This window comes from Cryptosporangium sp. NPDC048952, from assembly GCF_043197895.1.
Classification (GTDB): domain Bacteria; phylum Actinomycetota; class Actinomycetes; order Mycobacteriales; family Cryptosporangiaceae; genus Cryptosporangium.
In genome coordinates this window covers 612,259-632,982 of record NZ_JBICTY010000001.1, presented here as the reverse complement: position 1 = coordinate 632,982, position 20,724 = coordinate 612,259, and the positions used below count along the sequence as shown (strand labels likewise).

Below are 20,724 nucleotides of genomic sequence, written 5' to 3'. Positions count from 1 at the left end.
CGTTACACGCCGAGCGAGCGCCCGACGATCTCCTTCATGATTTCGGTGGTGCCGCCGTAGATCGTCGTGATCCGCGTGTCGGTGTACGCGCGGGCGACCGGGTACTCACGCATGAAGCCGTAGCCACCGTGCAGCTGGACGCAGCGGTCGACGACCCGCTTCTGCATCTCGGTGGTCCACCACTTGGCCATCGCCGCGTCGACGACGGTGTAGCGGCCTTCGTTGTGCTCGAGGATCGCCTTGTCGAGGTAGGTCTCGGCGAGTTCGAGCTCGGTGGCCATCTCCGCGAGCACGAAACGGTTGTGCTGGAAGCTGCCGACCGGACGTCCGAATGCCTTGCGGTCTTTCACGTACTCGAGCGTGCGGTCGAAGATCGTGCGTGCTCCGGCGATCGCGGCGACCGCGATCGAGAGGCGCTCCTGGGGCAGCATCGTCATCAGGTGGATGAAGCCCTGGTTGAGCTCACCGACGACGTTGCTCGCCGGGACGCGCACGTCGTCGAAGAAGAGCTCGGCGGTGTCCTGGGCGTGCATGCCGATCTTGTCGAGGTTGCGGCCGCGTTCGAAGCCCGGCATGCCGCGTTCGACGGCGATGAGGCTCAGGCCATGCGCGGCTTTGGCGTCGGGGTCGGTGCGGGCGACGACGAGGACGAGGTCGGCGTGGATGCCGTTGGTGATGAAGGTCTTCTGGCCGGTGAGGACGAGGTCGCTGCCGTCTCGTTTGGCGCTGGTGGTTATCCCTTGGAGGTCGGAACCCGCGCCGGGCTCGGTCATCGCGATGGCGGTGATGATCTCGCCGGTCACGAACCCGGGTAACCAGCGCTGTTTCTGCTCGTCGGTGGTGAGCTCGGTGAGGTACGGCGCGGTGACGTCGTTGTGCAGCGAGAAGCCGACGCCACTCGCGCCGACGGCGATCGTCTCCTCGGTGAGGACCGCGTTGTAGCGGAAGTCCTTGACGCCGCCGCCGCCGTACTGCTCGGGAACGTCGGTGCCGAGGAGTCCCTGCGCGCCGGCGGCGGTCCAGATGCGGCGGTCGACGAGGCCTTCTTTTTCCCAGTCGTCGTGGAAGGGGACGACCTCTTTGGCGAGGAAGGTGCGGGCGGTGGAGCGGAAGGCGTCGTGGTCTTCGTCGTAGAGGGTTCTCTGCATCAGGACGTCCCCTGGTTGTTTCGGAGGGTGACCATCTCGGCCCAGGCGTCGAGGGCGCGGGCTCGATGGCTCGCGTTCCAGTCGGTGAGCAGCATCGTGACGCCGCGGCCGAGCAGCAGGTCGAGCGTCATCTGCTGGAGCAGCGGGTCGGACGTGACGTACTCGCGGCAGATCTCACGCAGCTCTTTGGCGAGCTGGGCCTCGACGGGGATGAGCATCTCCCGGAGCGCGGCGTCGCTTCGGGCCGCGACCCAGAGCTCGATGGTGGCCGCATAGAGCGGGCCGGAGAGGAAGTCGGCGAGCAGGTCGAGGGTGCGCCTCAGCGTGTCCTTGGCGTCCCCGAGCTGGGCGATCTGCTCGCGAACCGTTGCGGCCCGCTGCTCGGCCAGGTGGGCGACCGCCGCGGCGACGAGCTTTTCCTTGGTGCCGTAGTGATGCAGTTGAGCGCCCCGGCTGACCCCGGCCCGCTGGGCGACGGCGGTCGTCGTCGTGCCGGTGTACCCGGCCTCGACGAGGCTGGTGATCGTGGCGTCGAGCAGCCGGCTCTTGGTGGCCGCACTCCGATCAGCCTGCGTCCGCCGCGCGGGCTGCGTCTCGGTAGAACTAGCCACTAGCCACCTTCCTCGCGCCGATTCGACGGCACCAGTCTCCGGTGGCGGGCAGATACAGTCAAGCCTGCATGTTTTTGGGTGGCGCCGGCGCCTCGGTGGTCACTGCTCGTCCCGGACGAGAAGGTCGGTCGTCACTGTCTGGCTCACGATCGAGAGGGCCGGGGTGGCGGTGGGGAGCGGCGTCACTCCCCCGCTGAACGCCAGCGAGAACGTGGCAGCCGCGGCGAGCATCGCAGCGGCGGCCGCGAGGCGGGGACCACGAGCGGGGCGACGGGCGAGCACCTGGAGTGACGGGGGAAGCGTGGTCGCGGTCATTGTCGTGTCCTCTCATCCGCTGATGTCCCCACTGTCAGCCTCACTTCTGAGCCGTTCGTGAGCCCTCCCTGTGAAGTCGCCATGAATCACTCTCCGTGATGCGTTCCGGAAGGCCGCCGGCCACGAATACGCCGATGCCCCGGCCAGGTCGGCCGGGGCATCGAAGAAGGCGTCAAACGCGGGCAGTGTCCCGCCGGAACAGCCGAGCGGCGCCGAGGCCGAACACCAACGTCCACGCGATCACGTTCATGACCTCGGTCATCGTCACCGTCTCCCCCGTCAACGGACTCCGAGCGATCGTCCCGATCCCGTACACCGGCGTCCACTTCGCGATCTCCTGGAACGCGTGCGGTAGCACCTCCAGCGGGACGAACAACCCCCCGAACATCGCCAGGATCGCCAGGATCGGCCCGAGGAACTGCATGACGTTCTCCGCCGGCACCAGATACCCGATGAACAGCCCGAACGCGGCGAACACCAGCGACCCGACCCACGCGGCCAACCCCGCCAGCACCCACATGTGCACCGGCATCCGCACCCCGGAAGCCGCACCGACGACGAACTCCACCACCACGGCAGCCAACCCGAGCACCAGCGCCGACAGCACCTTCGTCGCGATGTACGCCACCGGCTTGAGCGGCGTCAGCCGCAGCTGACGACTCCACCCCTGCGCCCGCTCGACCGCCACCATCGCCCCACCGCTCGTGGTCGCGACCATCGCGCCGTACACCGCGAGGCTGATCATGATGTACGCAGTCACCGGCCGACCGTTGTCCAGCGACTGCCCCTTCTGCGGCAACCCGAAGAGCAGGAAGAACGCGGCCGGCATGATCAGGATGAAGAACAACGTCCGCCGGTTGCGGAGCGTCCGCCGGATCTCGAGGCTCAGGTAGGTGGGGTTGAGGCCACCGAACCGAGGCGTCCGGCGCTCACCGAGATACGTGGTCATTTGCTCTTCTCCGAGGTCAGCGCGATGAACGCGTCTTCGAGGTTGCGCGAGGTGATCTCCAGGTCGCGCGCACTGGTGGTGGTCAGCAGGTGGCGGGCCACCGCGTCGGAGTCGGTCGCGTGCACCAGCACCGACTCACCACGAACTTCCACCTGATCGACGCCCGGCAGCGCGGCGAGCGCGGCCGGGTCGGCGCCGGGCAGGGTCGCCCGCACGACCCGCCCCGTGGCCAGGCCCTTGATCGAGGCGGCGGTGCCATCGGCGACCACCTGCCCGTGCCGCACCAGCACGATCCGGTCGGCGTACGCGTCGGCCTCGTCGAGGTAGTGGGTGGCGAACAGGATCGTGCGGCCCTGCGCGGCGTCCTCGCGGATCGCGGCCCAGAACTCGCGTCGGCCCTCCACGTCCATGCCGGTCGTCGGCTCGTCGAGGACCATCAGGTCCGGGTCGGGCAGCAGCGCCATCGCGAACCGGAGCCGCTGCTGCTGACCGCCGGAGCACTTGCCCACGCGCCGGTCGGCGATGTCGAGGATCCCGGCCCGGGTGAGCACCTCGTTCACCGGGCGGGTGCGGCCGAACAGCGAGCCGGTCATCCGCACGGTCTCGGCGACGGTGAGGTCCTTGAGCAGGCCGCCGGTCTGCATGACCGCCGCGATCCGGCCCTCGGCGACCGCCTGGGCGGGCTGCCGGCCGTAGATCTCGACAGTTCCGGAGGTCGGCCGGGCCAGCCCGAGCATCATGTCGACGGTCGTGGTCTTGCCGGCCCCGTTCGGACCGAGGAACGCGACCACTTCGCCGGGCTCGATGGTCAGCGAGAGGTCGTCGACGGCGGTGACCGAGCCGAACCGCTTCGTGAGCCCGGTGAGCCGGACTGCGGCGGTGGTTCCCGTCCGAGTCAGCGTGGTGTTTTCCATGCCGATAACAATCGGCCCGCGGAGCGGTCCGTCCACGGATCGAGCGTCATCACCCCGGCATGACATCTGTCAGGGGGTCTTCTCCACCGTCCAGCACGCGTGCGCTGATCAACAGCGAGGTCAGCAGCGTCCGAGCCTCGTCGACGGCGACGGCCCGTGCCGCCTGTGCGGGGGCGGAGGTCAGAGCCCGAAGCAAAATGCCATCCATGCAGGCGACGATGAGCGTCGCGCGTTCGCTCGCCTTCTCCAGACCGACGTCGGTCAGGATCCGCGCGACCAGCGCCTCGAACGCGGTCCGCCAGTTGTTCATCGCTTCGCCGAGTTCGGGGCGGCGGGTCGACTCCAGGGAGAGTTCCAGCCGGGCGAGCAGCGGCGCCGGGTCGGAGAGCCAGCAGTCGAGCTGCTTCATCGTCTCTTCGATCGCGTGGGCGGTGTCGCCCGGATGGCGGGCGGCCTCGGTAGCGAGCTCGTCGACGTCGGCGCCGATTCGTTCGCCCAGCCGGACGACGACGGCGTTGAGCAGCGCGGCTCGCGTCCGGAAGTACGCGGACGTGGAGCCCTCCGGGAGGCCGGCGGCGGCGTCGACCGCGCGGTGGGTCAGGCCGCGGAGCCCGGCGTCGGCCACCAGGTCGATCGCCGCATCCAGGATGTCGGCTCTGCGGTTGCCGGACGACGCTCGTACCACCGCCCCACCGTGCTGTGACCGGCGCGACTTCTACAGGTGTAGACGATCCGGCATGATCGACGTACGGTTTCTACAGATGTAGAAGATCCACGGAGGGATCACGATGATCGACCACGGCCTACTGATTGCAGCCAGCGTTTACACCGGCGTTCTCATCGCTCTGGGCGTCGCGATCGTGCTCGCGCTCGCGGTGTGGGCGGCCCGCCCGCCGCTGACGGAATGGGCTCGGCACCGCGCCGCGACCCGCGACCTGCGCCGCACCGCCGACGCCCTGCAGCGCAGCGGCGCCACCACGCCTCGCAGCCGCGAGCCGCACCACGCGGCCCACTGACCGCACCACGCCACGACGAAGGCCCCGCGAGACCGCGGGGCCTTCGTCGTGCGGGGCGCCGGGCACGCACGATGATGGTTCTAAAATCTGCACGGGAGGCACGGATGAGCAGCCCCACCGACGTGGCGACGCCCTACGAGGTCGACGAACCGCTGACCGCACTCGCCGCCACCAGACACGGTGACCAGGGCGCCGTCGTCCGGGTGACACTCCTCGGCCCCGGCAAGGGCAACGCGATGGGCCCGGCCTTCTGGTCCGAGACCCCGAAGCTGTTCCGCGCACTCAGCGCCGACGAGAGCGTCCGAGCGATCGTGGTCACCGGCTCCGGCAAGCACTTCACCTACGGTCTGGACCTCACGTCGTTCGCCACCGGTGCCGGCTCCACGCTCCAGGACGACGGCGGCCTCGCCCGCGCACGCACCCGCTTCCTGCACGAGATCCGCGAAATGCAGACCGCGCTCGACGCCGTCGCCGACTGCCGCAAGCCGGTGGCCGCGGCGGTGAGCGGCTGGTGCATCGGCGGCGGCATCGACCTGCTCGCCGCGTGCGACGTCCGCTACGCCGGCCCGGACGCCAGGTTCAGCGTCCGTGAGGTGCGGATGGCGATCGTGGCCGACATGGGCAGCCTCGCCCGCCTCCCCGGCATCCTGTCCGAGGGGCACCTGCGCGAGCTCGCGTTCACCGGCAAGGACGTCGACGCCACGAAGGCCGAGCGCATCGGCCTGGTCAACGAGGTCGCCGCCGACCCGGTCGAGGCCGCGCACGCCTTCGCCGACGAAGTCGCAGCGAACCCCCCACTGGTGGTCCAGGGCGTCAAGGAAGTGTTGGACGTCAACCGGGCCGAGAAGGTCGCGGCGGCCCAGCGCTACGTGACCACGTGGAACGCCGCTTTCCTGCCCTCGCACGACCTGACCGAGGCGATGACCGCGTTCGTGCAGCGTCGCGAGCCGAAGTTCGAGGGTCGCTGATGCCGGCCCTGACGCGTGACGGGGACGTCTTCGTCCTCGACCTCGGTGACGGCGAGAACCGCTTCCACCCCGACCAGGTCGCCGCCATCAACGCCGCGCTCGACGAGGTCGAGGGCGCGGAGGGACCCAAGGCGCTGGTCACCGCTGCGACCGGCAAGTTCTTCTCGACCGGTCTCGACCTCGACTGGCTCGGCGCGAACCCGAACGAGCTCGGGTCCTACGTCGACAGCGTGCAGGCGCTGTTGGCTCGCTACCTGGTGTTTCCGGCGCCGACCGTCGCCGCGCTGCAGGGTCACAACTTCGGCGCCGGGGCGATGCTGGCGCTGGCGAGCGACTTCCGGGTCATGCGGGCCGACCGGGGTTTCTTCTGCCTGCCCGAGGTCGACCTCGGCATGCCGTTCACGGTGGGGATGACCGCGCTCGTCCGGTCCCGGCTGGAGAAGCAGACCGCCCACGAGGCGATGACGACCGGTCGTCGGTACGGCGGCACCGACGCCGCCGCGGCCCGGATCGTCGACGCGGTCGCACCCGAGGGCCAGGTGCTCGCCGCAGCGCTGGAGCTGGCGAGGCCGCTCACCACCAAGTCCGCCAAGGCCCTCGCCACGATCAAATCGGGGATCTACGCCGAAGTGATCACCGCACTCCAGCAGCCCTCGGTCTGACCGCACCTCGAACGGCCCCTCGCGGGGCCGTTTGAACGCGCCCGGCGGCGCCGCTCCCCGCCCCCGGCGGCCCATCGTCGCGGCCCACCCTCGCGCGGGACGCGTTTTCGCGATCGGAGGCGTAGGATTTCATCAGGCGATGAATTCTAGGGGGCGCGAGATGATGGACACAGACGTCTGCATCGTCGGCGGCGGGCCGGCGGGGCTGGTGCTCGGGCTGCTCCTGGCCCGGCAGGGCATCGAGGTCGTGGTCTGCGAAAAGCACGACGACTTCCTCCGCGACTTCCGCGGCGACACCGTTCATCCCTCCACCCTCGACCTCCTCGCCGAACTCGGCCTGAGCAAGGAGTTCGACCAACTCCCCCACCGCACTGTCGAGAGCCTCCAGGTCGACCTCCCCGACGGCGTCTGGCCCCTCGGCGACCTCACCCGCCTGTCCAACCCCCATCCCTACCTGGCGATGGTGCCGCAGTGGGATCTGCTGGAACTGCTCGCCCGCGAGGCCGCCCAATACCCGACGTTCACGCTGCTGCGCGCATGCGAGGTCACCGACGTCATCCGTGAGAACGGCGTCGTCACCGGCGTCCGCACCACCGACGGCGACATCCGCGCCCGGCTCACCGTCGGCACCGACGGCCGCCACTCGACGGTCCGCCGCGCCCTCGGCCTGCGGTCGCGCGACTTCGGCGCCCCGATGGACGTCGCCTGGTTCCGTCTGTCGCGCCGCGAGTCCGACGGCGACGGGCTGGTCGGTCACGTCCGCAAGGGCCGCATCCTGATCACGATCGACCGGGGCGACTACTGGCAGTCCGCGTACGTCTTCCCGAAGAACGGGTTCGAGCAGGTCAAGCGCGACGGGCTACCGGCGTTCAAAGCGTCGGTCACCGACCTCGTACCGTTCCTCGGCGACCGCGTGGACGAGATCACCGACTGGGACGCGGTCCGGGTCCTCACGGTCACCGTCGACCGGCTCGAGCGCTGGCACGTGCCGGGCGCGCTGCTCATCGGCGACGCGGCGCACGCGATGTCGCCGATCGGCGGCGTCGGTATCAACCTCGCCGTGCAGGATGCGGTCGCCACGGCACGCATCCTGGCCGCGCCGCTGAAGGAGCGTCGGCTCTCCAGCACCGTCCTCGCGGAGGTGCAGCGGCGCCGCACCCCACCCACGATCGGTACGCAGCTGTTCCAGCGGATCGCACAGAACGCCGTCATCCGGCCGGTGCTCTCCGGCGGCCGTCCGGTGACGGCTCCGTTCCCGCTGCGCATGCTGCGCCGGTTCCCGGCGCTCCAGGTGATCCCGGCCCGCCTGATCGGCATCGGCCTCCGCCCCGAAAAGCTCTAGCCGACGCCCATCAGCGCGCCGATCCTCGTCGCCTGGCGCCGCACGCCCCGCAGCCACGCGCTCAGCGCACGAGGATCAACGCGCCGATCGCGGCGGCCAACGCCACCACGGCGGTCAGCAGGCCGGTGGCTGCGAAGCGCCACCAGGAGATCGGCACGCCGGCCGAGCGGCACCGCTCGTACCAGAGCAGCGTCGCCACCGAGGCCCACGGCGCCACGATCGGACCGACGTTCACGCCCACCAGGAGGCCGAACAGGGCGTCGGGCGGCACCACGGCTTCCACCGCCACGTACGCGGGCAGATTGTTGACGACGTTGGCGAGCACCGCACCGGCCGCAGCGACCTGCCCGATGCCCGGATCGTCGCCGAGCATCGCCCGCAGCAGATCCGACAGGCCCAGCCGACCGATCGCGTCCATCACCAGGAACAGTCCGGTGACGAGAACCAGCAACTGCCAGGGCACCAGTGACCACCGCAGGGCGGAACGGTCACGCGCCACGAACGCCCCCACGACGATCACCGCGCAGATCGGCGCCGCGGCCTCCAGCGGCACCCCCACCAGCACGAGCACGACGAACAGCACGCACGCTGCCGCCGCGATCCCGGTCAGCGTCCGATCCGGCGGCCGGTGGGTGTCGGGAACCTCGTACCGCGCACCTGACTGACGTCGCCAGTAGAGGAGCCAGAGGCAGGCGGCGGTGGCGAGCACCGACGCCAGTTCTGGCAGCGCCATCCGCAGCGCGAACCCGACCGGGGACAGGCCGATCTTGTCGGCGGCCAGCAGGTTCGTCAGGTTGGACACCGGCAGCAGCAGGCTGGCGGTGTTGGCGAGCCAGACCGTCGTCATCGCGAACGGCAGCGGGGACACGCCCAGACGGGTGGCCAGCGCCAGCATCACCGGGGTGAGCAGCACGGCGGTCGTGTCGAGGTTGAGGATCGCGGTGACCAGCGTCGCGAAGCCCACGCAGAGCGCGAACAGCACCGGGTAGCGGCCGCGGCCGAGGCGGGCCAGCCAGGTCGCGACGACGTCGAACACCTCGGCGCGGGCGGTGAGTTCGGCGAGCACGATCACGGTGCCGAGGAACAGGAGCAGCGGGACGACGCGGTGCATCGTGCCCTCTGCGTCCCGGAGCGGGACGATGCCGGTGGCCATTCCGAGCAGGCCCAGCGCGAAAAGTCCGAGGCCGACCCAGTCGAGCGGTTCCAGCCGACGGCGGCGCACCAACGAATCCGAGACCATAGGCTTCCTTCTGTGGCACGTGGGGTGTTCGTCGGGGTCGCCACGGTCGATGTCGTCCATCGGTTGGAACGACTGGTCCGGCCGAACGAGAAGGTGACCGCGCTCGGTCAGGAGATCGCCGCGGGTGGGCCTGCCGCAAACGCGGCTGTCACATTTGCCCGCCTTGGTGGGGAGGCGACGCTCGTCACAGCACTGGGTTCGCACCCGTTGGCCCGGTACGTGGCTGCTGAACTCGCCTCGCACGGTGTGAGCGTGGTCGATGCCGCGCCGGACGCCACGGTGGCGCCGCCGGTGTCGGCGATCCAGGTTCTCGACTCGACCGGCGACCGCCAGGTGTCGTCGATCAACGCGGGCGCATTCTGGGCAGCGCATCCCGCCGAGCCGCCGTCCGGCCTCGCCGCGCTGGCGGCCGCCGCGGACGTCGTGTTGGTCGACGGCCACCACCCTCTCCTGGCGCTCGCCGCGGCGCGCGCGGCGTCGCAACCGCCCGGGGCCGCCGGCGCGCATGGCAGGGTGCCGGTCGTACTCGACGGAGGGAGCTGGAAACCGGTGCTCGCCGAGCTGTTGCCCCTCGTCGATTACGCGGTGTGTTCGGCGGTTTTCCCGGATGCGGCGTCGCTGGAGGTACCGCACGTGGCCGTGACCCGGGGGCCGGATCCGGTGCTCTGGTGGTCGGAAGGGAGTTCCGGGGAGATACCGGTACCGTCGGTCGACGTACAGGACACTCTGGGCGCCGGGGACGCGTTCCACGGCGCGTTCGCCTACGCGCTGGCGGGTGGGACGTCGTTCCAGGGATCCCTGGTCCACGGTGCCCGGGTCGCCGCGCTGCGGTGCTCGGTCGCCGGCCCGCGAGCCTGGTTGGAGCAGCTGTGATCCCTTCGGAACTGTTGTCGCGGGCGCAGGAGCTGGCGAGTGGGCCCAGGCGGATCCTGGGCCTCACCGGCGCGCCGGGCGCCGGTAAGTCGACGCTCGCCGCCTCGCTGGTGGCGACCCTGGGCCCGCGGGCCGTGCTGGTGCCGATGGACGGGTTCCACCTGGCCAACGCCGAGCTGATCCGGCTGGGCCGGCGCGACCGCAAGGGCGCAGTCGACACGTTCGACGCGGCCGGGTACGTGGCGCTGCTGCGCCGGCTCCGCGACCCGGCCGACGAACTCGTGTACGCCCCGTACTTCGCCCGGGAGATCGAGGAACCGATCGCGTGTTCGCTTCCGGTGCCCGCCGAGGTTCCGCTGGTGGTGACGGAAGGCAACTACCTTCTGGTCGACGAGGGGCCCTGGGCCGCCGCGCGCGGACTGCTCGACGAGGTCTGGTACCTCGAGGTGGACGAGGAGGTGCGGCTGGACCGTCTGGTCGCGCGGCACATCGCGTTCGGCAAGGACCCGGAGACCGCGCGGTCCTGGAGCCACGGCACCGACCAGCGCAACGCCGACCTCATCGCGGCGACGCGCGATCGCGCGGACCGCGTCGTACGGCTGTAGAAAGTTTTTTCGCCGCCGTGTCGATCCGGCACCCTCCCGTTCGAGAGACAGAGTGAAGGGCCGAAACCGGCCCCCTCTCGAGAGGAAAAGCGATGGCGGCATCGATCGCACGCCCCCTCGCCGTTGAGCCGCGCGCCGGGGCGCGCGTAGCCGGCGCTGTCGCAGGGCCGCTGTACGTAGGGGTCTCGTTGGTCGAGGTGGTGACGCGGGAGGGGTTCGATCAGACCAGGCACGCCTGGAGTCAGCTGGCCAACGGGGACCTCGGTTGGATCCACAGCGCGAACCTCGTGGTCTCGGGCCTGCTGGTCATCCTGGGCGCGCTGGGGCTCCAGCGCCGGTGGGTACGGATCGGTATCGCGCTGTACGGCGCGGGCCTGGTCGGCGCCGGCTTCTTCACCGCCGATCCGGGCCGTGGCTTTCCGGTCGGCACACCCGAGACCGTCGACGTCACCACCCACGGAATCCTGCACTTCGTCTGCGGCGGCATCGGCTTCGTCGGGCTCGTAACGGCCTGCTTCCTGGTCCGTACGACCTTCTCGCGCGTCACCGGCGCCCTTTTCGGCGTCACGTTCGTGGCGATGGCCGCCACCGGTGGCGCCGCCTGGGCACTGCTCGCCTTCACCGCGGCCGTGATCCTCGCGTCCGCCTGGCTTTCGACCGTCTTCTGGAAAGGACTCTGATGCGCTACCTCACCCTGCTGCGTGGCACCCACTCCACCACCCCTCCCCCGCCCGAACTGATGGCCGCGATCATGGCGCTCGGCGAGGAGGCGACGAAGTCCGGCAGTCTGCTCGACACGTCCGGACTCGCCCCGAGCGCCGCCGGCGCGCGGGTCTCGCTCAGCGGCGGCGAACTGACCACCACCGACGGCCCGTTCGCGGAGTCCAAGGAGGTCATCAGCTACGCGGTCTACGAGGTGAACTCGAAGGAGGAAGCCGTGGAGTGGGCGTCGCGCTTCCTCAAGGTGCACCGCGACCTGTGGCCCGGCTGGGAAGGTGACGTCGACGTCCTGAAGCTGTTCGGCCCGGAGGATTTCCCCACCCCGTGACAGAACACGTGCGCCGCACCCTCGATGCCGTCTGGCGCATCGAGGGTGCGCGCATCGTGGCCGGGATCGCCCGCCTCGTCCGCGACGTCGGGCTGGCCGAGGAGCTGGCGCAGGACACGCTGGTCGTCGCGCTCGAGCAATGGCCACGGGACGGCATCCCGGACGACCCCGGGCCGTGGCTGCGGGCCACCGCGAAACACCGCGCGATCGACGTCCTGCGCCGGCAGCAGCGCTACACCGAGAAACTCGCGGTGCTCGGCGCGGACGTCTCGGAACGGGACCTGACCGACGACCTCGTCGACGAACTCGACGACCACATCGGCGACGACCTGCTCCGGCTCATGTTCACGGCAGCGCACCCGGTGCTCTCCACGGAGGGCAAGGTCGCGTTGACACTGCGCCTGCTCGGCGGGTTGAGCACGGAGGAGATCGCGCGGGCGTTCCTGATCCCGGAGGCGACGGCCGCCCAGCGGATCGTTCGGGCGAAGAAGACGCTCGCGAAGAACGGCGTCGAGTTCGCGATGCCCACCCCGGCGGAGACAGCCGAGCGGCTCGGCGCGGTGCTCGGCGTCCTGTATCTGATTTTCAACGAGGGGTACTCGGCGACGAGCGGATCCGACTGGACGCGACCGGCGCTGTGCCGGGAGGCGATGCGCCTCGGGCGAGTGCTCACCGGGCTGCTGCCCGAGGAGCCGGAGGTGCACGGGTTGGTCGCGCTGATGGAGCTGCAGGCGTCCCGGCTGCCGGCCCGGACGGACGCCGAGGGCCGCCCGGTGCTCCTCGACGACCAGGACCGACGCCGCTGGGACCGGCTGCTGATCCGGCGCGGGCTGGCCGCGTTGGACCGGGCGGAGACGCTCGGCGGTGGCCTCTACACGCTCCAGGCGGCGATCGCGGCGTGTCACGCGAGGGCGGTCGGCGCCGCGACCACCGACTGGACACGTATCGGGGCGCTGTACGAGGTGCTCGCCTACGTCCGCCCCTCACCGGTCGTCCGCCTGAACCAGGCAGTCGCCGTGGGCAAGGCCGGCAACCCCGAGCGCGGCCTCGCGATCACCGACGCACTCGCCGCCGAGCTCCGCCGCTACCCCCAACTCCCCGCGGTGCGCGGTGAGCTCCTGGCCCAGCTCGGCCGCGCGCCCGAGGCGGCTGCCGAGTTCGAGCGCGCCGCCGCGCTGACGCGCAACGACGTCGAGCGCGCCCTGTTCGCCCGCCGCGCCGCGGCGCTCAGAGACGGAAGCGTGCCACCAGGTCCGTGAGGTGACGAGCGGTCCCGTTGAGCTCGTCAGCCGCCTGTTGCGAATCCTGCACCGCGTTGCGGGTCGTGTCGACGGTCTCCAGCACGTCACCCAGGTTCCGGGCGATCTCGTTGCTCCGGTCAGCCGCCACGTTCACGTTCCGGCTCATCTCACCGGTCGCCGCGGTCTGCTCCTCCACCGCCGCAGCGATCGCGGTCTGGAAGTCGTTCACCCGCGCGATCGACTCCGAGATGCCCTCGATCGCGGTGACGGCCAGCCGGGTGTCCGCGGCGATCTCCTCGACCCGCGCGGTCACGTCCTCGGTGGCGCGTGCGGTCTCCTGGGCGAGGTCCTTGACCTCGCTGGCGACCACCGCGAACCCCTTACCCGACTCGCCGGCTCGCGCGGCCTCGATCGTGGCGTTCAACGCCAGGAGGTTCGTCTGCTCGGCGATCCCGTTGATCGCCTTCACGACCTCGGCGATCCGGTTGCCGGACTCACCGAGCTTCGCGATGACCTCGCCCGCCTGCTGGGACAGCGAGACGCTCTCCCGGGCCACCGCGGCGGCTTCCTGGGCGTTCGTGGTGATCTCGGCGATCGCCGCACCCATCTGCTCCGAGCTCTCGGACACCAGCTGGACGTTCTGGCTGACCTCGGACGCGGCGTGCGTGGCGTCGCCCGTCTGCTCGGACGCCCGGTTCGACGAACCGGCGAGCGCGCTACCGGCGGCCGTGACCCGCTGGGCGGCGCCGGCGACCTCGGTGGAGGCGCCGCTGATGCCGCTGAGCAAGCCGCGCAGCTCGACGATCGCGGTGCGCAGCGCGGAGCCCATCCGGCCGATCTCGTCGCCGCCGTCGACCGACACGTCGACGGTCAGGTCACGCTGCGACAGGCCGACGATCGCGCCGGTCAGGCGTTCCATCCGCGCCGAGATGCTGCGTGCCCAGATCCAGGCGACCGCCCCGCCGATCAGCGCCAGCAGCAGCCCGGCGATGACGAACGCCCAGAGCATCGTCGTCCGGCCGGAGTTGATCTCGTCGATCGCGGCGGCGTGGTCCGGCAGGTAGGACGCGACCTCGATCGCCCACCCGTAGGCCGCGTAGTACGAGATCGCGACCTGCGTGCGCGCCGGGGTGTCGGTGCTGATGCCGGGGAGGCGGTAGAACGCGTTCGTCGTCTGGTTCGCGTCGAGCGCTGTCGCCCGCTCGATGATGTCCTGCACGTAGGCCTTGCCGTCGGCGTCCTGCTCCTCCAGCGCGTCGGCGCCGACCCGGTCGGCCGCGGTGGCCGCGATCACGCGTCCCTTGTCGGCCGTGAGCGTGCTGTAGACGGTGACGCCGCCGTTCTCGCCGACCTTGGTGGCGGCGATCGCGTCGCGCAGGGAGGCGGTCGCCTCCGACTGCGGCGTCCCGACGTAGATCGCGCCGATGACCTGCCCCGATGCGTTCTTCAGCGGGTTGTAGGCACTGACCTGCCAGGTATCGACGACTTTCGCGACGCCCCGGTACGGCTTGCCGGCCTTGATCGCGGCCGCGACGGCGTTCGGGGTGCCGTCGGCCGCGGTGGCGGGGATGAACGTGCCGATCGCCCGGTTGCCGGTCTTGGCCTTGACGTTCGTCGCGACGCGCAGCAGGTCACCGGCGCTGTTCATGCGCTGGAACACGGTCACGGTGCCGCCGACCATCCCGTAGATGTCGTCCACCAGCGGTGTGCGGACCGCCAGGTTGCGGTTCTGACCGAGCCAGGTGCCGCCGACCAGCAGGCGGGGCAGCGTCGCGCTGCGCTTGGCCTGGGTGGTCTGGTTCGTCGCGGTCCAGGTCGCGGTGGTGCCGGAGAGCTGGACGCCGCCGCGCTGGCGCAACTCGGCCAGCGCGACGGTCATCCCCTGGTTGACCTGCGCCTGAATGGCGTCGCCCGCAGTAGTCGTCAGGCGGTCGACGCCCTGGGCGACGTGATCCAGGTCCGCGGTGCTCAGCGCCGACACGTTGTCGCGGGCGTGCGCGCTGAACGCGTTCGTCTGCCAGGCGCCGACGATCACCAGCACGATCGCCGTGGCGACGACGCCCCCCACTCCGAGCGCGAGCAGCCGGTGTTTCATCTGAAGGCCGGAGAACGCCTGGGCGAGAGAGGGCATGGAACACCGATCGGCGGTCCATGCACCTATCTAAGTGCTCCCGAATTACAACTTCACGCGGCAGCGCCGACCGGCTCGGGGGTCGTCGCGGGCTTGCGGGAACGCGTCAGCAGGATCGTCAAAACGCCGCCGATCAGCGCGGCGGCCGCGCACAGCAGGTACGACCAGCGCAGCCCGGACGCGAACGCCGCGTGCACGATCTCGTCGACAGCGGCCCGCTGTTCGGCGGGTGCGGAGCCGGTCACGGCCCGGGCCTGACCGCCGGTGAGCATGTCGGCCACCTTGTGCGCGTCGGGCAGTCGGTCGCCCACCACGCTCTCGACGCGGCGCGCGAACACACCGCCGAGGATCGCGATGCCGAGGACGAGCCCGAGCTGCCGGAACGTGTTCACGGTGCCGCCGGCCATGCCACCCCGCTCGCGGGGAGCCGCCGCCAGCGCGGCGGAGGAGAGCGTCGGCATGACGACGCCGACCCCCACGCCGGTCACGACGAGACCGGGGATGAGCACGGTCCACGAGGAGTCGCTGCTGATCATGGCCTGCAGCGCACTGCCGACGCCGATCAGCAGCAGACCCACGCCGATGACGAGGCCCGGCGCGACCCGGTCGTGGAGCACCCGGCCGGCCAGGATCGAACACACCAGCGAGACGAGGCTGAGCGGCAGGAACACACCGCCGGCCGCGATCGGGCCGAGCCCGAGGACCGACTGGAACCAGAGGGACGCGAACGCCATCGCGCTGAACGCCGCCAGGTTGACCGCGAGCGCGGCGACCATCAGCCCGGTGAACGCGGGGCGCTTGAACAGCGCCAGGTCGAGCATCGGGTAGGCACGCATCCGCTCGGCAGCGACGAACGCCACCAGGCTGACGGCGGCGACCGCGAACGCGATCAGCGCCGTGGACGCGGTCCAGCCGTCCTCACCGGCGCGGATCAGGCCGTACGTGAGCGCGAACGCGGCCAGCGTGAACGTGACGACGCCGACCGGGTCGATCTTCGCGGCGGGGTCGCTCGACTCACGGATCACCCGGATCGCCACCACGAACGCGATGACGCTGACCGGGATGTTCACCACGAAGATCGACGGCCAGCCGAACTGCTCGGTGAGCAGGCCGCCGACGATCGGGCCCGCCGCCGCGGCGAAACCGTTGATCGCGCCCCAGACACCGAACGCGATGCCGCGGTCCTTGCCCGCGTACGCCGTATTGATCAGCGCGATCGTCGTCGCGAACATCGCGGCGCCGCCGATGCCCTGGATGGCGCGGGCGGTGATCAGCGCACCGGAACTGTCGGCCAGCGCGCACCCGAGCGACGCGAGCGCGAACACCACCATGCCGATCAGATAGATTTTCTTGCGCCCGAACCGGTCGGCGGCGGACCCCACCCCGAGCATCAGCGCCGCGAGCGCCAGCGCGTAGATGTCGATCACCCACTGCAGGTCCCCGAGACCGGTCCGCAGGTCAGCGGCAATGTCGGGGAGGGCGACGTTCACGATCGTGACGTCGACGAGCAGCATGAAGGTGCCCAGGCTGATCGCTATCAGCGGCAACCACTTACGCATTTTCGATCCTTGGCTCATTGGGCCGGGGCGGGGCGCCCTTGCACGAGCCAACTGTCCCTGTCCGATGCCGAGTTCGCCATCCAGAACCGGCGTGGCGACGGATCTCGACATCTGCCGTTGTTTTCTGCCGGATACTCTCGTCGGATGCTGGATGAACTGGACCGGCAGATCGTGCACGCGCTCGAAATCGACGGGCGGGTGGCGTTCAGCCGCGTCGCCTCCGTGCTCGGCGTCTCGGACCAGACCGTCGCCCGGCGCTACCGGCGGCTGCGGTCGGAGGAAAGCGTCCGCATCATCGGCAGCCTCAACACGTGGCGGATCGGCGCCGTGTCCTGGTACCTGCGGCTGCAGTGCACGCCGGACGCGGCGCTGTCGATCGCCGAGGCGCTGGCCCGCCGGTCCGACACCGCCTGGGTACGGCTGGTGTCCGGTGGCACCGAGATCAGCTGCGTGACACGTTCCCGGTCGCGCGCCGACACCGACGCCCTGCTGCTCGACAAGCTCCACCGGACGCCACGCATCGTCGGCATCAGCGCGCACGCGCTGATCCACATGTACTACGGGGGCACCGAGTCGTTCCTCCGGAAAGTGCAGGTGCTCACCGACGACCAGGTCGCGGCGCTGCAGCCGCCCTGGGCCGGCGATCCCCACGAGGACGTCCCGGAGATCGAGTCGGGCGATCGTGCGCTGGTCACGGCGCTGGCCCGGGACGGGCGCACGGGGCTGCCCGAGCTCGCGGCCGCCACCGGCTGGTCGGAGACCAGGGTCCGTCGGCGACTCACCGAGCTGCGACGCAGCGGCGCGCTGTTCTTGGAGGTCGACGTCCCGGGGCCTGCGCTCGGCCTGGAGATGGCCGCGATGATGTGGCTGTCGGTGGCGCCGCACGGCATGGTCGAGGCGGCCGAGACGCTGGCCGAGCACGCCGAGGTGCCGTTCGTCGCCGCGACCACCGGGCCGACGAATCTCGTCGCGAGCGTGGTGTGCCGGGACGTCGCGGCGCTCTACGGCTACCTGACCAGCAAGGTCTCGGCCATCCCGGCGATCCACCACATCGAGCTGAACCCGATAGTGCGCACCCTCAAACGCGAGGGCGCCCTACTCCCGTAACCATCTGCTCCCGCGCCGGTCGGAATTCATTCCTCATTCAGGCGATTCACCCGGCTACTGCGGCATAGCGAAACGACTTCTTTAACATCCTTCGAAGAGGACCGTGCGACGTCGCGAGACCGGTGGCCGCATGATGCTATTTTGCAATCCAGTAAGGTGCTTGGTCGTATCGTGCTAGCGAGCAGAACGCGGGGGCCGAAATGCCGGACAGCCCTGATCCCGCGATTGCGCGACGCCGTTTGGCACAGGAGTTACGGGACGCGCGTAAAGAGGCGGAAATCACTCAGGGCGACGTCGCCCGAGAGATGGGTTGGCACGAGAGCAAAGTACGCAGAATAGAGCAGGCCAAGGTCGGGATAGGCAAAAACGATCTGCGCATGCTCTTGAGGCTGTACGGACAAGAGTACAAGTTTGAGGACCTCTGGGGTGGTGCTCCCTCACGACGGCGGGCCAGCCGATGGCAGGCCGAGCACGAACTCCTGTCCGCCGATGTCATTCGCTACCTGGAGTACGAGGAGTCCGCGGCGATAATTCGCGAGTACCAATCGGTGGCGGTTCCTGGTTTACTCCAGACCCCTGACTACGCGCGCCGGATGATCGAGGTGTTCGCCAAGCCGAGCGACGACGAGGGCAGGAAGGCAGGACTTCTCCGCATCCGGCTCACTCGCCAGCAGCTTTGGTCCGAGCGACGCCGTTGCCGCCTCGTGGTGCTGCTCGACCAGGCGGTGATCAGCCGACACGTCGGCGGGCCCGCTGCGATGCGGGCACAGCTGGAGAAACTGCGGACCCTCTCCCTTCAGGAGAACGTTTCAATCCGGTTGATCCCGTTCGACCGCGACGCCCACGCTGGCATGGCCGGGCCATTTACGCTTCTCGACTTCGGTGGTGCGGCCGATCGCGGCCTCTACCTGGGTGACGCACCACAGGAGTTGTCCATCAGCGATCCCGATATCGTCGACCCGTTCGTCAAGGTCTTCACCGACCTCACCGAGATCGCCGCTTCCTCCGAGGAGTCGGTGTCACTGATCGATGCGGAAATCAGCAGGCTGCAGAGCCTCGAGACCAGGTCAGCATCTCAGGATGGCGCTGACTAAGCTCTCCTCGACGAGTCGATCAGGGGGTTTCGAGGCCCCCTTCACCGGAGGGGACCACGCATCACCTTGAGGTATCCACAGCGGCAGCCAGCCTGGCGTAAGAGCAGTTACTGCCTTCGGGAGACCTGCGTCGAAGCGGCCGTCGCGGAGTCGGGAATCTTGCTGCGCAACTCTTCGAATCCGGGCACCGCACCGCTCATCTTCCCCCAAGCCACCTGGGCTAACTTCCTGCATGGACTCCGCAGCGGAGAGTTCGGCCGCTAGGCGCTCCGATACGCGAACTCATTTTGTAGGCGTGCATGCTGCTACCTAGCAGCATGCACCCCCGCGGAATCGCTGTTCAATCGAACTGGCCGAGACCCGCGGCCCTTTGTTACAACCGACAGCACATCGTCGCCGTCCCGGCGAACGATTCATCCCTCATGCGTTCACACTCGCCGTCCGTCAATCGATCGGTCAGCATCGGAAACAATCAAGTCCGTGCGAATCAGATCGGAGCACGAACCGGCCATGCCAACCCCTCAGTTACCGCACGACGATGAGCACATCGCGGTACCGCGGCGAGTCGTTCGCGTCATCGTCGTCGTGCACATCGCGTTGCTTCTGACCATCATCACCACACTGTTGGTTTGGATCGTCGGTTGGGGAGCACAGGGGGTAGCGGCCGTCGCCGCGCTGCTCGCTGCGACGACGGCGGCACTACACGCCGTACCAACCTCACCCGGTCGGTGACCCGTCAGAACTGGGCGGACACCGGGACGTGGCCCTTGAGGACGTTGCGGGCTATCGTGCGGCGCTGGATCTCGTCGGTGCCCTCGTAGATGCGCAGCAGACGCAGCTCCCGGTACCAGCGCTCGATCGGCAGCTCACGGGTGTAACCCATGCCGCCGTGGATCTGCAGCACCCGGTCGACGATCTCGTTCGCCTTCACGCCTCCGTACAGCTTGGCGATCGACTGGGCCTGCCGCGAGTCGTGACCGGCCTCGACCTGCCACGCGGCGTGCAGCACGAGCAGCCGCAGCGCCTGCAACTCGACCACCGAGTCCGCGACCATCCACTGGATCGCCTGGCGCTCGGCGAGCGGCTCGCCGAACGTCGTCCGTGAATTGGCTTGTGCGACCGCCATCTCGATCAGCCGCTCGCAGGAACCGATCGCCCGCGACGGCAGCAGGTAGCGGCCCTGCCCGATCCACTGGAGCGCGAGGGCGAAACCGCCGCCGACCTCGCCCAGCACGTTCTCGGCCGGAACCCGGACGTCGTCGAACACCAGCGCGGCCGGGCCCCACTGGCCCATGGTCTGGATGGGCTCGGACTTCCAACCCATGTCCCGGTCGACGAGGAAGCAGGTGACGCCTTCCTCGGCCACGGCGAACACCATGACGAAGTCGGCCTCGTTGCCCTGGGTGATGAACGTCTTCTCGCCGTTGATCACCCAGTGGTCGCCGTCGCGGCGGGCCGAGGTGCGGATCGCGCGTGCGTCCGAGCCCGCGCCGGGCTCCGTGATCGCGAAGCAGGAAATCCGCTCGCCTTCGATGGTCGGCAGCAGATACCGCTCTTTCTGCTGGGAGTTGCCGTGGAACAGGATGTTGTCGGCGGCGCCACCGAACCGGAACGGCACGAACGTGCGGCCCAGCTCGGCCTCCAGCAGCGACGCGGTGATCGCGCCGAGCCCCATGCCGCCGTACTCCTCGGGGGTCAGGATGCCCCAGAAACCGGACTCCCGGGCCTTGAGCTGCAGCGCCCGCGACTCCTCGCGGGTGATCCCCGGCTCGCCCGAGCGCTCCCGGCGGAGCACCTCCGGCTCGAGCGGTACGAGCTCACGCTCCACGAACGTCCGCACCCAGTCCCGGACCGCCCGCTGTTCGTCGGACAAGGCGAAGTCGACCACCGGCGTCTCCTAA

23 protein-coding genes are annotated in these 20,724 nt (G+C 69.8%); 13 read left to right on the top strand and 10 right to left on the bottom strand.

Annotated features, from left to right (window positions below; all coding sequences use genetic code 11):
- Positions 1-2: 2 nt before the first annotated feature.
- The 6 genes from ACGFY5_RS02910 to ACGFY5_RS02885 all read right to left on the bottom strand — a co-directional run bounded on the left by ACGFY5_RS02910 (position 3) and on the right by ACGFY5_RS02885 (position 4,622).
- Entirely contained in the window at positions 3-1,148 is a 1,146-nt protein-coding gene (locus tag ACGFY5_RS02910) for an acyl-CoA dehydrogenase family protein (RefSeq protein WP_392716648.1), read from the bottom strand.
- Positions 1,148-1,759: a TetR/AcrR family transcriptional regulator gene (locus ACGFY5_RS02905; protein ID WP_392716646.1), complete on the bottom strand. Its 612-nt coding sequence runs from the start codon at positions 1,757-1,759 to the stop codon at positions 1,148-1,150. The genes ACGFY5_RS02910 and ACGFY5_RS02905 overlap by 1 nt, the downstream gene beginning before the upstream one ends.
- A 99-nt stretch (positions 1,760-1,858) precedes the next feature.
- Complete coding sequence (locus ACGFY5_RS02900) at positions 1,859-2,074, bottom strand: hypothetical protein (protein WP_392716644.1); 216 nt, start codon at positions 2,072-2,074, stop codon at positions 1,859-1,861.
- A gap of 172 nt (positions 2,075-2,246) precedes the next feature.
- Complete coding sequence (locus ACGFY5_RS02895; protein ID WP_392716642.1) at positions 2,247-3,023, bottom strand: ABC transporter permease; 777 nt, start codon at positions 3,021-3,023, stop codon at positions 2,247-2,249.
- Entirely contained in the window at positions 3,020-3,937 is a 918-nt protein-coding gene (locus ACGFY5_RS02890) for an ABC transporter ATP-binding protein (RefSeq protein ID WP_392716640.1), read from the bottom strand. Before ACGFY5_RS02890 ends, ACGFY5_RS02895 begins: the two co-directional genes overlap by 4 nt.
- 49 nt (positions 3,938-3,986) lie before the next feature.
- On the bottom strand, positions 3,987-4,622 hold the full coding sequence (locus ACGFY5_RS02885; RefSeq protein WP_392716638.1) for a TetR/AcrR family transcriptional regulator: 636 nt from the start codon (positions 4,620-4,622) through the stop codon (positions 3,987-3,989).
- A gap of 103 nt (positions 4,623-4,725) precedes the next feature.
- Here ACGFY5_RS02885 and ACGFY5_RS02880 point away from each other — a divergent pair, with 103 nt between their 5' ends.
- The 4 genes from ACGFY5_RS02880 (at position 4,726) to ACGFY5_RS02865 (ending at position 7,925) form a co-directional block, all read left to right on the top strand.
- Positions 4,726-4,953, top strand: coding sequence for a hypothetical protein (locus tag ACGFY5_RS02880; protein WP_392716636.1), 228 nt, complete (start codon positions 4,726-4,728; stop codon positions 4,951-4,953).
- 104 nt (positions 4,954-5,057) lie between these two features.
- On the top strand, positions 5,058-5,921 hold the full coding sequence (locus ACGFY5_RS02875) for a crotonase/enoyl-CoA hydratase family protein (RefSeq protein WP_392716634.1): 864 nt from the start codon (positions 5,058-5,060) through the stop codon (positions 5,919-5,921).
- Positions 5,921-6,583, top strand: coding sequence for an enoyl-CoA hydratase/isomerase family protein (locus ACGFY5_RS02870; RefSeq protein WP_392716632.1), 663 nt, complete (start codon positions 5,921-5,923; stop codon positions 6,581-6,583). Before ACGFY5_RS02875 ends, ACGFY5_RS02870 begins: the two co-directional genes overlap by 1 nt.
- A 163-nt stretch (positions 6,584-6,746) precedes the next feature.
- Positions 6,747-7,925: an FAD-dependent oxidoreductase gene (locus ACGFY5_RS02865; RefSeq protein WP_392718625.1), complete on the top strand. Its 1,179-nt coding sequence runs from the start codon at positions 6,747-6,749 to the stop codon at positions 7,923-7,925.
- A gap of 61 nt (positions 7,926-7,986) precedes the next feature.
- Here the strand turns inward: ACGFY5_RS02865 and ACGFY5_RS02860 are convergent, their stop codons facing one another.
- A complete protein-coding gene (locus ACGFY5_RS02860; RefSeq protein WP_392716630.1) occupies positions 7,987-9,165 on the bottom strand; it encodes an SLC13 family permease in 1,179 nt (392 codons plus the stop codon).
- A 12-nt stretch (positions 9,166-9,177) separates the two neighbouring features.
- Between ACGFY5_RS02860 and ACGFY5_RS02855 the strand changes: the two genes are divergently transcribed.
- The 5 genes from ACGFY5_RS02855 (at position 9,178) to ACGFY5_RS02835 (ending at position 12,950) form a co-directional block, all read left to right on the top strand.
- On the top strand, positions 9,178-10,038 hold the full coding sequence (locus ACGFY5_RS02855) for a PfkB family carbohydrate kinase (RefSeq protein ID WP_392716628.1): 861 nt from the start codon (positions 9,178-9,180) through the stop codon (positions 10,036-10,038).
- Positions 10,035-10,643: a nucleoside/nucleotide kinase family protein gene (locus ACGFY5_RS02850; protein WP_392716626.1), complete on the top strand. Its 609-nt coding sequence runs from the start codon at positions 10,035-10,037 to the stop codon at positions 10,641-10,643. The genes ACGFY5_RS02855 and ACGFY5_RS02850 overlap by 4 nt, the downstream gene beginning before the upstream one ends.
- A 92-nt stretch (positions 10,644-10,735) precedes the next feature.
- On the top strand, positions 10,736-11,323 hold the full coding sequence (locus tag ACGFY5_RS02845; protein WP_392716624.1) for a DUF998 domain-containing protein: 588 nt from the start codon (positions 10,736-10,738) through the stop codon (positions 11,321-11,323).
- Positions 11,323-11,691 (top strand): YciI family protein, encoded by a 369-nt coding sequence (locus ACGFY5_RS02840; protein ID WP_392716622.1) that lies wholly within the window; start codon positions 11,323-11,325, stop codon positions 11,689-11,691. The genes ACGFY5_RS02845 and ACGFY5_RS02840 overlap by 1 nt, the downstream gene beginning before the upstream one ends.
- Entirely contained in the window at positions 11,688-12,950 is a 1,263-nt protein-coding gene (locus ACGFY5_RS02835) for an RNA polymerase sigma factor (protein ID WP_392716620.1), read from the top strand. Before ACGFY5_RS02840 ends, ACGFY5_RS02835 begins: the two co-directional genes overlap by 4 nt.
- Here the strand turns inward: ACGFY5_RS02835 and ACGFY5_RS02830 are convergent.
- Together ACGFY5_RS02830 and ACGFY5_RS02825 are read right to left on the bottom strand one after the other, a co-directional pair.
- Entirely contained in the window at positions 12,919-15,063 is a 2,145-nt protein-coding gene (locus ACGFY5_RS02830) for a methyl-accepting chemotaxis protein (RefSeq protein WP_392716618.1), read from the bottom strand. The genes ACGFY5_RS02835 and ACGFY5_RS02830 overlap by 32 nt on opposite strands.
- A gap of 53 nt (positions 15,064-15,116) precedes the next feature.
- Positions 15,117-16,622, bottom strand: a complete 1,506-nt coding sequence (locus tag ACGFY5_RS02825; RefSeq protein WP_392716616.1) for an MFS transporter — start codon at positions 16,620-16,622, stop codon at positions 15,117-15,119.
- Positions 16,623-16,766: 144 nt separating this feature from the next.
- Between ACGFY5_RS02825 and ACGFY5_RS02820 the strand changes: the two genes are divergently transcribed.
- From ACGFY5_RS02820 to ACGFY5_RS02805, 4 genes are all read left to right on the top strand, one after another.
- Positions 16,767-17,729, top strand: coding sequence for an Lrp/AsnC family transcriptional regulator (locus ACGFY5_RS02820; protein WP_392716614.1), 963 nt, complete (start codon positions 16,767-16,769; stop codon positions 17,727-17,729).
- 200 nt (positions 17,730-17,929) lie between these two features.
- Complete coding sequence (locus ACGFY5_RS02815) at positions 17,930-18,823, top strand: helix-turn-helix domain-containing protein (RefSeq protein WP_392716612.1); 894 nt, start codon at positions 17,930-17,932, stop codon at positions 18,821-18,823.
- A 66-nt stretch (positions 18,824-18,889) separates the two neighbouring features.
- Positions 18,890-19,087, top strand: coding sequence for a DUF397 domain-containing protein (locus ACGFY5_RS02810; RefSeq protein WP_392716610.1), 198 nt, complete (start codon positions 18,890-18,892; stop codon positions 19,085-19,087).
- A 246-nt stretch (positions 19,088-19,333) separates the two neighbouring features.
- Positions 19,334-19,555 (top strand): hypothetical protein, encoded by a 222-nt coding sequence (locus ACGFY5_RS02805; protein WP_392716608.1) that lies wholly within the window; start codon positions 19,334-19,336, stop codon positions 19,553-19,555.
- 4 nt (positions 19,556-19,559) lie between these two features.
- On the opposite strand, the gene ACGFY5_RS02800 is transcribed toward ACGFY5_RS02805, so the two are convergent.
- Complete coding sequence (locus tag ACGFY5_RS02800; RefSeq protein WP_392716606.1) at positions 19,560-20,711, bottom strand: acyl-CoA dehydrogenase family protein; 1,152 nt, start codon at positions 20,709-20,711, stop codon at positions 19,560-19,562.
- Between the last annotated feature and the right edge of the window lie 13 nt (positions 20,712-20,724).